We start from the raw sequence: 12321 nt of genomic DNA on the forward strand, positions 1-12321 counted from the left end.
CGCGGGTCCCGACGGCGGAACGGCCGGGGGCCCCGCGGGCGGGGGCGGAGTGGTCGGGGGCACGCCATCACTGTATCCAGGCTGTCCACTACGATCGGTCGGGTGACTACCTCGACCCCCTCCCTCGACCTGCACGATTCCTTCAAGGCGTACGACGTCCGCGGCATCGTGGGCGAGTCCATCACGGCGGAGAGCGTCCGCGCGGTGGGCGCGGCCTTCGTGGACGTGCTGGGCCTGGCCGGTCAGACCGTGCTGGTCGGCGGGGACATGCGCCCCTCCTCGCCCGCGTTCATGACGGCCTTCGCCGAGGGTGCCACGCGCCGCGGCGCCGACGTCGTCACCCTGGGGCTGATCTCCACGGACATGCTCTACTACGCGGCGGGCGTGAAGCAGGCCGCGGGCGTGGTGTTCACCGCCTCGCACAACCCGGCCGAGTACAACGGCATGAAGATGGCCCAGGCCGGCGCCGTGCCGGTCTCCTCGGACACCGGGCTGTTCGAGATCCGCGATGCGGCCCAGGCCTACCTCGACGCCGGTGAGATCCCCGCCGCCGAGACCGCCGGCACCGTGACGGAGGAGGACATCCTCCCCGGCTACGCCGCGTACCTGCGCTCGCTCGTGGACCTGACGGGGGTGCGCCGCCTGAAGGTCGTGGTGGACGCGGGCAACGGCATGGCGGGCAAGACCACCCCGGCCGTCCTCGGCGACGCCGAGCTGGCCGCCCTGCCGCTGGAGATCGAGCCGCTCTACTTCGAGCTGGACGGCACCTTCCCGAACCACCCGGCCAATCCGCTGGAGCCGGAGAACCTGCGGGACCTGCAGGCCGCGGTCGTGGAGCACGGCGCGGACATCGGCCTGGCCTTCGACGGCGACGCCGACCGCTGCTTCGTGATCGACGAGCAGGGCGCCCCGGTCTCCCCCTCCGCGATCACCGCCCTGGTGGCCCGCCGCGAGATCGCCCGCGCGAAGGCCGACGGCGAGCAGACCCCCGTGGTCATCCACAACCTGATCACCTCCCGCGCCGTCCCCGAGCTCGTGGCGGCCGACGGGGGCCGGGCCGTGGAGACCCGCGTGGGCCACTCCTTCATCAAGGCGGTCATGGCCGCCGAGTCCGCCGTGTTCGGGGGCGAACACTCCGCGCACTACTACTTCCGCGACTTCTTCAACGCGGACACCGGCATGCTCGCGGCCATGCACGTGCTGGCGGCCCTGGGCGGCCAGGAGCAGCCGCTGTCCGAGCTGGCCGAGGAGTACGAGCCGTACGTGGCCTCCGGAGAGATCAACTCGCAGGTCGCGGACAAGGACGCCGCCGTGGCCGCGGTGGTGGCGCAGTTCGCCCCCGCCGTGGGCGAGGGCGTCGGCGAGGGACAGGCCGTGCACGAGGACTTCGCCGGGGCGGCCACCACGGTGACCCGCATGGACGGCACCACGGTCGCCGCCCAGGACGGCACGTGGTGGTTCAACCTCCGCCCGTCCAACACGGAGCCGTTCCTGCGCTACAACGGCGAGGCCCGCACGGCCGCCACCATGGAGGCGCTCCGCGACGCCGTGCTGGCGATCGTCCGCGCGGAGCGCTGACCGCGGCGGCTCATCCGGCCTGGGCGAGGACGAGCGGCAGCACCCCCTGCGCGCCGGCCTCGCGCAGCACCCGCGCAGCCTCGGCGAGCGACCACCGCGAGTCGACGAGGTCGTCGACCAGCAGCACGGGGCCGTGGCGGCCGGCGTCCGGGGCGGTGCGCAGCATCTGCGCCATCGCCTCGGGGACGGCGAACCGGCCGTACACGGACCCGAGCCGGTAGGCGCTGTTGCCGCCCGGCCCGGCCGTGGGGCCGCCGCGCGCGTGCTCGAGCGAGCCGAGGAACGGCAGCCGGCCGATCCGGGCGATCCCCTCGGCGAACGACCCCACCAGCTGTGGGCGGGTGCGCGCGGGCATCGCGACGACGGCGATCGGCCGCGTCCGCCACCCCCAGCCGGCCAGGACGTCGACGGCGCCCCGCAGGACCTCCTCCGGCACCGGGGCGTCCTCCCGGTCCAGCAGGTCCCGCAGGACGGTGCCCCACCCGAGGTCTGTCAGGCGGGCGAGCGCGCGGCCCTCCTCGGCCTGTGACTCGGGCGCGATGCGCCCCTTCACGGGCACGCCCAGCCGGTCCATGCCCGAGGGCCACATGCGACGGGGCTCGATCGGCACGCCGGTGCGGCGCAGGGCGGCCTCCGCGCGCTCCCGCGCCGCCCCGTCCGATCCCGTCGGGTACCAGGGGCCGGCACAGACGTCGCAGCGGCCGCACGGCGCGGCGGTGGGGTCGTCCAGGGTGCGGGCCAGGAACTCCATGCGGCACCGGTCCGTGGTCTGGTAGTCGAGCATGAGCCGCTCCTCGGCCCGGCGCGCCTCGGCCACGCGGGCGTACCGCTCGGCGTCGTACGTCCACTCCCGCCCGGTGGCGCGCCAGCCGCCGCCCACCCGCTCGACCGCCCCGTCCACGGCGAGGACCTTGAGCAGCAGCTCCAGGGTGGTGCGCTTGATCCGCACGGCCGGCTCGAGCGCCGCCACGGAGAGGGCCCCGCCGTGGTCCGCGAGCGCCCCCAGCACGGCGCGCGCCTGCTCCTCGTCCGGCATGGAGGCGGTGGCGAAGTACTCCCAGATGCGGCGGTCCTCGGGTCCGGGCAGCAGGAGCACGTCCGCGTGGTCCGTCCCGCGGCCGGCGCGGCCGACCTGCTGGTAGTACGCCACGGGCGAGCCCGGCGCGCCGAAGTGCACCACGAACGTCAGGTCCGGCTTGTCGAAGCCCATGCCGAGCGCCGAGGTGGCCACGACGGCCTTCACCCGGTTGGCCTTGAGGTCCTCCTCGATCTCGGCGCGCCGCTCCGGGTCCGTGCGGCCCGTGTAGGCGACCACCTCGTGCCCCGCCTCGCGCAGGGCGCGCGCCGTGTCCTCGGCGGCGGAGACGGTGAGGGCGTAGACGATCCCGGAGCCCGGCAGGTCCCCGAGGTGGTCGAGGAGCCAGGCCAGGCGCGCGGCCGGGCTGGGCAGGCGCAGCACGCCCAGGCGCAGCGAGGCGCGGGCCAGGGGGCCGCGGAGCACGAACACGTCCTGCTCGGAGGCGACGCCGAGCTGCTCCACCACATCCGCCACCACACGGGCGTTGGCCGTGGCGGTGGTGGCCAGCACGGGCACCGCGCGCGGCCCCTCGGGGGGAAGCAGCCCGATCAGGTCCCGGATGCGGCGGTAGTCCGGCCGGAAGTCGTGGCCCCAGTCGGAGATGCAGTGGGCCTCGTCCACCACGAGCAGGCCCATGCGCGCCACGAGGTCCGGCAGCTGCTCGTCCCGGAACCGGGGGTTCGTGAGGCGCTCGGGCGAGATCAGCAGCACGTCCACCTCGTCCGCCGCGAGCCGGGCCCGGACCTCGTCCCACTCCGTGGCGTTCGCCGAGCTCACGGACACCGCGCGCACGCCCGCCCGGGCGGCGGCCGCGACCTGGTCCCGCATGAGCGCGAGCAGCGGGGAGACGATCAGCGTGGGCCCCGCGCCGCGGGCGCGCAGCAGGAGGGAGGCCACGAAGTACACGGCGGACTTGCCCCAGCCGGTGCGCTGCACCACCAGGGCGCGGCGGCGGTGGGCCACGAGCGCCTCGATCGCCTCGAACTGCCCGTCCTTGAATCGCGCGTCCGGCCGGTCCACGAGCCGACGCAGCACGGCCAGAGCCTCCTCGTGCAGCGCGGCGTCGCCCCCCGGCGCGGAGGTCTCGGGGAGGCGGGGGCCGGCGTCGGGGTGTGAGGTGGCGTCCATGGCGTCAGTATGCCAACCGGCCCGGACACCGCAGGCGCGGCGGCGCCGTGCACCGGTGGGATGATGGCGGGATGAAGCTGAGCGCCTACACCGACGTGTGCCTGCGTGTGCTGATGACGCTCGCGGCCGCCGAGGGGGAACGGCTCACCAGCCAGCAGATCGCGGACCGGATCCAGGTGCCCTACAACCACGTGATCAAGGCAGTCGCCGAGCTGCGCCGCCGCGGGACCATCGAGGTGCTGCGCGGTCGGCACGGCGGGGCCATGATCGCCGCGGCCGGTCTGGACCAGCGTGTGGGCGAGCTCGTGCGCGCGTTGAGCAGCCGCGACGAGGTGATCGACTGCGCCGGGCGCGACTCCGGGGTGGCGTGCCCCTACGCCGGCGACTGCCGCCTGCGCGGCGCCCTGCACCGCGCACGCGAGGCCTTCCTCGCCGAGCTCGACACCGTGCGGATCCGGGATCTGGTGAGCGCCGGGCCTGTCGGCGGACCCGTGCTGCTGGGCCTGCCGGAGATCCCCGTGACGCACTGAGGGAACGGGCCGGGGGGCGAGTTCCCGACGGCGACGGCCGGGTGTAATCTGGCAAAACCAGCGCAAGATTCGCCACCGAGGAGACGGAGACCCCCGTGCTGTCCGAGAAGTCCCGCCCCGTCATCGAGGCCACCGCCGCCGTCGTCGCCGAGCACATGCCGGAGATCACGCCCCTGTTCTACGCCCACATGTTCGAGGCCCACCCCGAGCTCCTCGACGGCGTCTTCTCCCGCGCCAACCAGCGCAACGGTGAGCAGGCCCAGGCCCTCGCCGGCTCGATCGTGACGTTCGCGGTGCACCTGCTCGAGAACCCGGGCACCCTGCCCGAGGCCGTCCTGTCCCGCATCGCCCACAAGCACACCGCCCTCGGCATCGTCGAGGAGCAGTACCCGATCGTCTACGAGAACCTCTTCTGGGCCATCGGCGAGGTGCTCGGCGACGCCGTCACGCCCGCGGTGGCCGAAGCCTGGACCGAGGTCTACTGGCTGATGGCCGACGCCCTCATCAAGATCGAGAAGGGCCTCTACGCCCAGCAGGCCAACGACAGGATGTGGACGGACTGGAGGGTCGTCGCGAAGGAGCCCACCGGCAACGCGGCCGTCACCTTCCGCTTCGAGCCGGCCGACGACACCCCGCAGACCCGCGGCAGGGCCGGCGGCTACGTGTCCGTGCGCCTGAAGGTCGAGGACGGCCTGCGCCAGTGCCGCCAGTACTCCCTCTCCGAGAAGGCCGAGTCCACCACCGAACGTGTCATCACCGTGAAGCTGGACGAGGGCGGCGAAGTGTCGCCGATGCTCATCCAGAACGTGGAGGTCGGCGACGTCATCGAGCTGTCCAACCCCTACGGCGACATCACCCTCGAGGACGAGGACTCCACCGCTCCCCTGGTCCTGGCGACCGCCGGCATCGGCATCACCCCGGCCGCCGCGATCCTGGACGCGCTCGCCCAGCAGGGCTCGGACCGCCAGGTCCTCTTCTTCCACGGCGACGCGTCCTGGGAGGCGGTGGCCCTGCGCGAACAGGTGGCGGAGTCCCTGGCGGCGCTGCCGCACGGCGACGCCCGTCTCTTCCTCGGGGTGCGGCCGGAGCAGGACCCCGAGGGCGTCACGACCGTCGAGGGTGTGATGCACTTCGACGACGTCGAACTGCCCCGCGACGGGCACTACATCCTGTGCGGCCCGCTCGCGTTCATGCAGTCCACCCGCTCGAAGCTGATCGACGCCGGCGTGCCCGCGACGTCCATCCGCTACGAGATCTTCGGCCCGGACCTCTGGCTCGCCGCCTGATCCGGCCCCGGAACGCGGAACGGCCCGCACCCCTCACGGGGTGCGGGCCGTTCCGCGTGCGGCGGGGCTCAGGCCTGGGCGAACCGGGCCTTCTGCGCCTCGAAGCGCTCGCGCACGACGGCGGGCAGCGACTCGCCGAACCGGTCGAGCCACTGCTCGATGAGCTCGTTCTCCTCGGCCCACTCCGCGGCATCGACCTTGAGGGCGTCCTCGAGGTCCTCGGCCGACACCTCGATGCCGGACAGGTCGAGCGAGCCCGCGGCGGGCACGAGGCCGATCGGGGTCTCCTCGGCCTCGGCCTTGCCCTCGAGGCGCTCCACGACCCACTTCAGGACGCGCGAGTTCTCGCCGAAGCCGGGCCAGGCGAAGCCGCCGTCGCGGTTGCGTCGGAACCAGTTGACCAGGTAGATGCGCGGCAGCTTCTCCGGGTCGGCCTTGCCGGACTCCCTGACCCAGTGGGCCAGGTAGTCGCCGGCGTCGTAGCCGAGGAACGGCAGCATGGCCATCGGGTCGCGGCGCACCACGCCGACGGCGCCGGCGGCGGCCGCGGTGGTCTCCGAGGAGAGGGTGGCGCCCTTGAGGATGCCGTCCTCCCAGTCGAAGGCCTCGGTCACCAGCGGCACGGTGGTCTTGCGGCGGCCGCCGAACAGGATGGCGTCCAGCTTCACGCCCCGCGGGTCGCGGTACTCGTCGGCCAGCATGTCCGTCTGCTCGATGGGCGTGCAGAACCGGGAGTTCGGGTGGGCGGCCGGGGTGCCGGACTCGGGCGTCCAGTCGTTGCCGCGCCAGTCGGTGAGGTGCTCGGGGACCTCGTCCGTCATGCCCTCCCACCACACGCCGCCGTCGTCGGTGAGGGCGACGTTGGTGAAGATGGAGTTGCCCTTGGAGATCGCGCGCATGGCGTTCGGGTTGGTGGACCAGCCGGTGCCGGGGGCGACGCCGAAGTAGCCGGTCTCCGGGTTGATCACGCGGAACTCGCCGTCCTTGCCGGCGCGGATCCAGGTGATGTCGTCGCCCAGGGTCTCGGCCTTCCAGCCCTCGATTGTGGGGTCGATGAGGGCGAGGTTGGTCTTGCCGCAGGCCGACGGGAAGGCGCCGGTGATGTGGTAGGACCGGCCCTCGGGGTTGGTCAGCTTGAGGATCAGCATGTGCTCGGCGAGCCAGGCCTCGTCCCGGGCCATCACGGAGGCGATGCGCAGCGCGTAGCACTTCTTGCCGAGCAGGGCGTTGCCGCCGTAGCCGGAGCCGAAGGACCAGATGGAGCGCTCCTCGGGGAAGTGCACGATCCACTTGGTCTCGTTGCACGGCCACGGCACGTCCTGCTCGCCCGGCTCCAGCGGGGCGCCCACGGAGTGCACGGCCGGCACGTAGAAGGCCTGCTCGCGGGACATCTTGTCCAGCACGTCCTGGCCGATGCGGGCCATGATGCGCATCGACAGGACCACGTAGGCGGAGTCGGTGATCTCCACGCCGTACTTCGGGTCCTCGGCGTCGAGGTGGCCCATCACGAACGGGATCACGTACATGGTGCGGCCGCGCATGGCGCCGGTGAACGCGTCGTCGAGGATCCCGTGCATCTTCGCCGGGTCCATCCAGTTGTTGGTGAAGCCGGCGTCCTCCTCCTTCTCGGAGCAGATGAAGGTGCGGTCCTCCACACGGGCGACGTCGGCGGGATCGGAGAACGCGGCGAAGGAGTTGGGGAACTTGTCCTCGGCCAGGCGGGTCAGGGTGCCCGCCGCCACGAGCTCGTCCGCGAGGCGGTCGCGCTCCTCCTCGGAGCCGTCGACCCACTGGACGGAGTCCGGCTGCGTCAGCTCTGCGATCTGGGCGACCCACTCGCGCAGCTGGGCGTAGTCCGTGGGCGCGTCCGCCAGGGCGCGATCCGCGAACGAGGTGGTGGCGTTGTCAGCCATGGTGGAGAGTCCTCCCATTGGGGTCCGGGGCCGTTCCGTCCCGTCCACTCCGATGCGTGCATCGCCGAAGCGCGCACCACATCGTTGTGGCCGCACGGTCCTGCCATGGTACCCGAGCGCGGCTATCATGACCGCGCCTCCACCACACCCCCGGCACAGGTTGCTGCCGACCATCGATTTGCACTTCGTCGGAGAGGTCCTGTAGTGTTCTACGAGTTCGAGCCGCTCCGGTGGATCGGATGATGCGCCCATAGCTCAGCTGGATAGAGCGTCTGTCTACGGAACAGAAGGTCAGGGGTTCGAATCCCTTTGGGCGCACGATCGGAAGGCCCCGCTCCTGTCGGAGCGGGGCCTTCGTCATGTCGGCGCGCCTCTGCCACGCCCGCCGCCGCGGAGGTCAGCGCCCCGGAACCACGAAGTGCGTCAGGGCGGCGCCGCGGCCGTCGAGCTCGGCCCACGGCTTCTCCACCCGGAACACCTGCATCCCGAGCGTCGGGTAGTGCTCGCTCATGCGCAGCGCCGCGTCCTGGTCCGAGTCCAGGCTCATCAGCCGCATGCCCAGCTCCTGCACCCACGGCATGTGGCCCACCACCAGCAGCCGTCGCGTGGTCTCCTCCGTCTCGTTGACGACGGCCAGGGCCCGCGCCGCGTCGGCGCCGTAGAGCCGCGGGTCCAGGTAGGGCGTGGGCGCCAGCTCGCCCAGGCGCTCGCACACCCACACGCACGTCTGACGGGTGCGCAGCGCGTCGGAGCACACGACGGCGTCCGGGACGAGGTCGTGTTCGCGGAGCCAGTCGCCGGCGGCGGGCGCCTGGGCGTGGCCTCGCTCGGCGAGCGGGCGGGCGTGGTCGTCGGCCGCGTCGGGCCAGCCGGCCTTGGCGTGCCGGAGGACGATCAGGGTCTTCGCGTCGGCGGTGCTCATGCGGCCAGGCTACGGCGACGGCCCCCGCTCGGGTGAGCGGGGGCCGTCGTCGGACACGGGCGGGCGCGGGTCAGATGCTGTACTCCGGCGCCGCCCACACGACCACCTCGGGGTGGCGGTAGAAGCGGTAGCCCTGGCCGCGCACGGTGCGCACGGTGTTCGCGAGGCGGCCGAGCTTGGCGCGCAGGCGGCGGATGTGCACGTCGATGGTGCGCTCGTTGGGCACCTCGTCGGCGTTGCGCCACAGGGCGTCGAGCAGCTCCTCGCGGCCGACGGTGCGCTCGCCGTTCTCCACGAGGTAGTTCAGGAGCTCGAACTCCTTGAAGGTGAGGTTCAGCGACTCGCCGTCCAGCTGCACCTCGCGCCGGGACAGGTCGATCAGCACACCGGGCTGGCGCGTGGACACGGGGGCCGGCGCCTGCGCCAGGTCGGGACGGGTGCCGCCCTGCACGGTCGGGTCGCCGAGCACCTGGCGCACGACCTCGATGTCGCGGCCCTCCGCGCCGGCGGGGGCCAGGGCGACGGCGGCGTGCGACTCCGCCCCGGGGACGAGGGACTCCACGTAGTGACGCAGCTCGTTGGCCAGCCGCGTGAGGGAGGTGCCGGCGGCCGAGGCGGCCAGCTCGTCCATGCCCACGTAGATGACGAACCCACGGGCCTCGTTCTCCCGGGCCACCGCCTGGGGACCCGGGATGCCGTTCGGCGCCAGGACCGGTGTCGGCGCCGTCTGGGAGTCGGGGGCGTCGGTGCCACCGGCCAGGCGCAGGCCTGCGCGGGCCTGGCCTCGGCGGGACATGCCGTCGGCCCGGCGTTGCGCGTTGCGGACGGAGATGTGCACGTATCCGGCGGACTGACCCATGGCCACCACTCCTCTTTCGGCTCATGGCCCCTCCACCGCTCGGTCGGTGCGGCGGACGAGGCGTCACATGACAAGAATGTGACTTCACCGAGGGGACTGGCAAGTAACGTTCGCGCTTTTGTCTCACCATATGAGAAGAAGAGTCCTGAATGTGCGCAACATCACTATTCGCGGATCCGAATAGCATCGCGCCGCCGCTCGGCTCGCCCGCGTGACTCTTTCATTGTTCAACAGGTGGGAGCGCGCCGCAGGACCAATGAGTATGCGGAATATTTATGCAGGCGACTTCCAAGTTTTCCATGTGACGCCATGATGACGGGTCACAGCGGGTCGTGATGTCCACTAGATGGACGACACATTCGCGGCCCCGCTTGACGTCCCCGCCGGAGACGCTCCCGTGAGACGACCACGGCCCCCGCCGGGTGGGGGCGGGGGCCGTGGTCGTCTCGTGGCGGACGCGGAGGTCCGTTCAGGTCATTCCGCCAGACCGTAGAGCCGGTCGCCGGCGTCGCCGAGGCCGGGGACGATGTAAGACCGCTCGTCCAGGCGCTCGTCGACGGCGGCGAGGTACAGGTCCACCTCGACGTCGCCCAACGAGGCCTCCAGCCGCTCGATGCCCTCGGGCGCCCCGAGCAGGCAGAGGCACGTGACCCGCGCCGCGCCGCGCTGGTAGAGGAAGCGGATGGCCTCGATCAGCGTGCCTCCCGTGGCCAGCATGGGGTCCAGGACGAACACGTGACGCCCGGACAGGTCGGCGGGCAGCCGCTCCGCGTAGGTGACGATGTCCAGCGTCTCCTCATTGCGGGCCATGCCGAGGAATCCGACCTCGGCGGACGGCGCCATCTTGGTCATCCCCTCCAGCATCCCGAGCCCCGCGCGCAGGATGGGCACGACCAGCGGACGCGGGCGGGCCAGCCGGAAGCCGGTGGTCTCGGTCACCGGGGTCTCGATCCGCACCTCCTCCATGGCCACGTCGCGCGTCGCCTCGTAGGCGAGCAGCATCACGAGCTCCTCCGTGAGCTGCCGGAAGATCATGGACGGGGTCTTCTTGTCCCGCAGGACGCTGAGCTTGTGGGCCACGAGCGGGTGGTCGACGATGTGGACGCGCATGGCGCCCACGGTACCGCCCACGCGCGTCCCTCCGCCCCTCCCCGCGCCCGCGGGGGCGCCGACACCGCCGCTAGGCTGGCCGCGTGTCCGCCCCCGTCCCCTCCCCCGCGCCCACGGCCGAGCAGGAGCATGCGTGGATGGGCCTGGCCCTCCGGGCCGCCCGCGCGGCCGGAGCGGCCGGCGACGTGCCGATCGGCGCCGCGCTCGTGGCCGGCGACGGGACCATCCTGGCCGTCGTCGGGAACGAGCGCGAGCAGCACCACGACCCCACCGCCCACGCCGAGGTCCTCGCGCTGCGCCGCGGGGCGGAGCTGCGGGCCGCCGCCGGGGCGGGCGACGGCTGGCGCCTGACGGACTGCACCCTCGTGGTGACCCTCGAGCCCTGCCCCATGTGCGCCGGTGCGCTGCTGCTGGCCCGCATCCCGCGCGTCGTGTTCGGGGCGTGGGACCCGAAGGCGGGCGCGTGCGGCTCGGTGCTGGATGTGGTCCGCGACCCCCGCTTCAACCACCAGGTGCAGGTCCGCGCCGGCGTCCGCGCCGAGGAGAGCGCGGCGCTGCTGCGGGGGTTCTTCGCGGCACAGCGCGACTGAACGCGCCCGCGCCCGACGACGGCGGGCGGCCGGTTTGGGCGCGCCGCCACGGCTCGGGTAGGGTGTCCTGGTCTGGTGACGTGTCCGAGCGGCCGAAGGTGCAGCACTCGAAATGCTGTGTACGGTAACCCCGTACCGTGGGTTCAAATCCCACCGTCACCGCCAGATGTGAAGCCCGGGAGCCTTGCGCTCCCGGGCTTTCGCCATGCCGGGGCGGGTCCGGCCGCCGCCTCAGCGCGGCAGGACGGCGTCCAGGAACGAGGCCACCGCGGACCACGAGATGGAGGCGTGCACGGCGCTGGCCGGCACACCGTTGCGGAGCACCTCCGCGCTGCGGGTCTTCGCGGTCATCATGCCCAGGTCGTGGCCGCCCTCGGCCACCGAGTAGAACGCGGTGCGCAGTCCGGCGGCCTCGGCGGCCCGGTACAGCTCGAGGCTCTGCCCCCACGGGACCGTGACGTCCTTGCGCCCGTGGACGACCAGCAGGGGCGGCGAGTCCGGGCGCACGTGCGCGATCGGGGAGGCCAGCCGGGTCAGGCCGCCCGAGGCCAGGACCGGCACCCCCAGCATGTCCGACTTGGTGCTGTGGTCGTCGAGGTGGCAGTGCTCGAGTCGGTTCGCGCGGTTGTAGTCCGCGCACGCGCCCGGGAGCATCTGACGGTTCATCGTCAGGAAGTCCGTGGGGCCGAAGAAGTCCACGATCGCCTGGACGCGGTCCTCCTCCGGGATCGCGTGGCCGCCGTCGGGCACCTCCCGGCCGGGCGGCGGCACCTGCTCCCGGTTCAGGTCCTGTCCGCCCGTGAGGCCGGCCATGAGGGCGTTCCAGCCGCCCGACGACGAGCCGGCCACGGCCACCCGTCCCGCGTCCAGCTGCAGGCCCAGGGCGTTGCGTCGCACCCAGCGGACCGCCGCCGTCGCGTCCTCCACCTGGGCGGGGAACGTGCCCTGCTTGGAGCTGCGCACCGAGAACGCGGCGACGGCGTAGCCGTGCGGGACCAGACCGCGGGCGACGTCGGCGCCGTCGCTGTAGCCGCGGTCGCCGCGCCAGCCGGAGCCGGCGTTCCACACGAGGACCGGGAACGGACCCTGGCCCGGCGGCCGGTACACGTCGATGCGTCCGGCGCGCCCGGGCAGGGGTGCGTACGTGTGGCCGGTGGAGCTGCGCATGCCGTACAGGGCCGTCGCGTTGGCGCCCAACGGCCCGGCGGGCGCACCGACCAGGTCGGCGACGACGGCCGCCCCGCCCACCGTGAGCGCGCCGAGCCCGAGGCCGAGCGCGGCACGGCGGGACACCTTCGCGGACCGTGCCGTCGACGTCATGGGCCCC

General features: G+C 72.9%; 10 protein-coding genes and 2 tRNA genes. 6 read left to right on the forward strand and 6 right to left on the reverse strand.

Translation table 11 applies throughout. The features are described from left to right. Nucleotides 1-102: 102 nt before the first annotated feature. The gene (locus tag ACUXPL_RS10815; protein WP_180536859.1) at nucleotides 103-1578 is read left to right on the forward strand and encodes a phosphomannomutase/phosphoglucomutase; all 1476 of its coding nucleotides are present in this window, start codon (nucleotides 103-105) and stop codon (nucleotides 1576-1578) included. A 10-nt stretch (nucleotides 1579-1588) separates the two neighbouring features. On the opposite strand, the gene ACUXPL_RS10820 is transcribed toward ACUXPL_RS10815, so the two are convergent. Further along, entirely contained in the window at nucleotides 1589-3784 is a 2196-nt protein-coding gene (locus tag ACUXPL_RS10820) for a RecQ family ATP-dependent DNA helicase (RefSeq protein ID WP_454183782.1), read from the reverse strand. A gap of 71 nt (nucleotides 3785-3855) precedes the next feature. On the opposite strand from ACUXPL_RS10820, the gene ACUXPL_RS10825 reads away from it, so the two are divergent. Both ACUXPL_RS10825 and ACUXPL_RS10830 read left to right on the forward strand, forming a co-directional pair. Next, nucleotides 3856-4314: an RrF2 family transcriptional regulator gene (locus ACUXPL_RS10825; RefSeq protein WP_180536857.1), complete on the forward strand. Its 459-nt coding sequence runs from the start codon at nucleotides 3856-3858 to the stop codon at nucleotides 4312-4314. A 95-nt stretch (nucleotides 4315-4409) separates the two neighbouring features. Beyond that, nucleotides 4410-5600 (forward strand): globin domain-containing protein, encoded by a 1191-nt coding sequence (locus ACUXPL_RS10830; protein ID WP_454183784.1) that lies wholly within the window; start codon nucleotides 4410-4412, stop codon nucleotides 5598-5600. 68 nt (nucleotides 5601-5668) lie between these two features. Here ACUXPL_RS10830 and ACUXPL_RS10835 read toward each other — a convergent pair whose 3' ends face one another. After that, nucleotides 5669-7513, reverse strand: coding sequence for a phosphoenolpyruvate carboxykinase (GTP) (locus ACUXPL_RS10835; protein ID WP_454183786.1), 1845 nt, complete (start codon nucleotides 7511-7513; stop codon nucleotides 5669-5671). A 244-nt stretch (nucleotides 7514-7757) separates the two neighbouring features. Between ACUXPL_RS10835 and ACUXPL_RS10840 the strand changes: the two genes are divergently transcribed. Then, nucleotides 7758-7831: transfer RNA gene (locus ACUXPL_RS10840), tRNA-Arg, on the forward strand. 79 nt (nucleotides 7832-7910) lie between these two features. Here ACUXPL_RS10840 and ACUXPL_RS10845 read toward each other — a convergent pair. The 3 genes from ACUXPL_RS10845 to upp all read right to left on the reverse strand — a co-directional run bounded on the left by ACUXPL_RS10845 (nucleotide 7911) and on the right by upp (nucleotide 10404). Beyond that, nucleotides 7911-8435, reverse strand: a complete 525-nt coding sequence (locus ACUXPL_RS10845; protein WP_454183788.1) for a SixA phosphatase family protein — start codon at nucleotides 8433-8435, stop codon at nucleotides 7911-7913. A gap of 70 nt (nucleotides 8436-8505) precedes the next feature. Then, nucleotides 8506-9294 (reverse strand): winged helix-turn-helix domain-containing protein, encoded by a 789-nt coding sequence (locus tag ACUXPL_RS10850; protein WP_036316068.1) that lies wholly within the window; start codon nucleotides 9292-9294, stop codon nucleotides 8506-8508. 474 nt (nucleotides 9295-9768) lie between these two features. Continuing rightward, a complete protein-coding gene (upp, locus tag ACUXPL_RS10855; RefSeq protein WP_010079486.1) occupies nucleotides 9769-10404 on the reverse strand; it encodes a uracil phosphoribosyltransferase in 636 nt (211 codons plus the stop codon). An 83-nt stretch (nucleotides 10405-10487) separates the two neighbouring features. On the opposite strand from upp, the gene tadA reads away from it, so the two are divergent. Together tadA and ACUXPL_RS10865 are read left to right on the forward strand one after the other, a co-directional pair. Then, entirely contained in the window at nucleotides 10488-10994 is a 507-nt protein-coding gene (tadA, locus tag ACUXPL_RS10860) for a tRNA adenosine(34) deaminase TadA (protein ID WP_454183790.1), read from the forward strand. 74 nt (nucleotides 10995-11068) lie between these two features. Next, a tRNA-Ser gene (locus ACUXPL_RS10865) sits at nucleotides 11069-11159 on the forward strand. Nucleotides 11160-11225: 66 nt separating this feature from the next. On the opposite strand, the gene ACUXPL_RS10870 is transcribed toward ACUXPL_RS10865, so the two are convergent. Beyond that, nucleotides 11226-12314 (reverse strand): CocE/NonD family hydrolase, encoded by a 1089-nt coding sequence (locus ACUXPL_RS10870; RefSeq protein ID WP_454183792.1) that lies wholly within the window; start codon nucleotides 12312-12314, stop codon nucleotides 11226-11228. Nucleotides 12315-12321 lie beyond the last annotated feature (7 nt).

The sequence above is a fragment of the Micrococcus sp. 140720015-1 genome, assembly GCF_053627595.1.

Coding starts and splice junctions, on each gene's coding strand:
- ACUXPL_RS10825 (WP_180536857.1), top strand. CDS start 3,856: ATGAAGCTGAGCGCCTACACCGACGTGTGCCTGCGTGTGCTGATGACG.
- ACUXPL_RS10820 (WP_454183782.1), bottom strand. CDS start 3,784: ATGGACGCCACCTCACACCCCGACGCCGGCCCCCGCCTCCCCGAGACC.
- ACUXPL_RS10845 (WP_454183788.1), bottom strand. CDS start 8,435: ATGAGCACCGCCGACGCGAAGACCCTGATCGTCCTCCGGCACGCCAAG.
- ACUXPL_RS10870 (WP_454183792.1), bottom strand. CDS start 12,314: ATGACGTCGACGGCACGGTCCGCGAAGGTGTCCCGCCGTGCCGCGCTC.
- ACUXPL_RS10850 (WP_036316068.1), bottom strand. CDS start 9,294: ATGGGTCAGTCCGCCGGATACGTGCACATCTCCGTCCGCAACGCGCAA.
- upp (WP_010079486.1), bottom strand. CDS start 10,404: ATGCGCGTCCACATCGTCGACCACCCGCTCGTGGCCCACAAGCTCAGC.
- ACUXPL_RS10835 (WP_454183786.1), bottom strand. CDS start 7,513: ATGGCTGACAACGCCACCACCTCGTTCGCGGATCGCGCCCTGGCGGAC.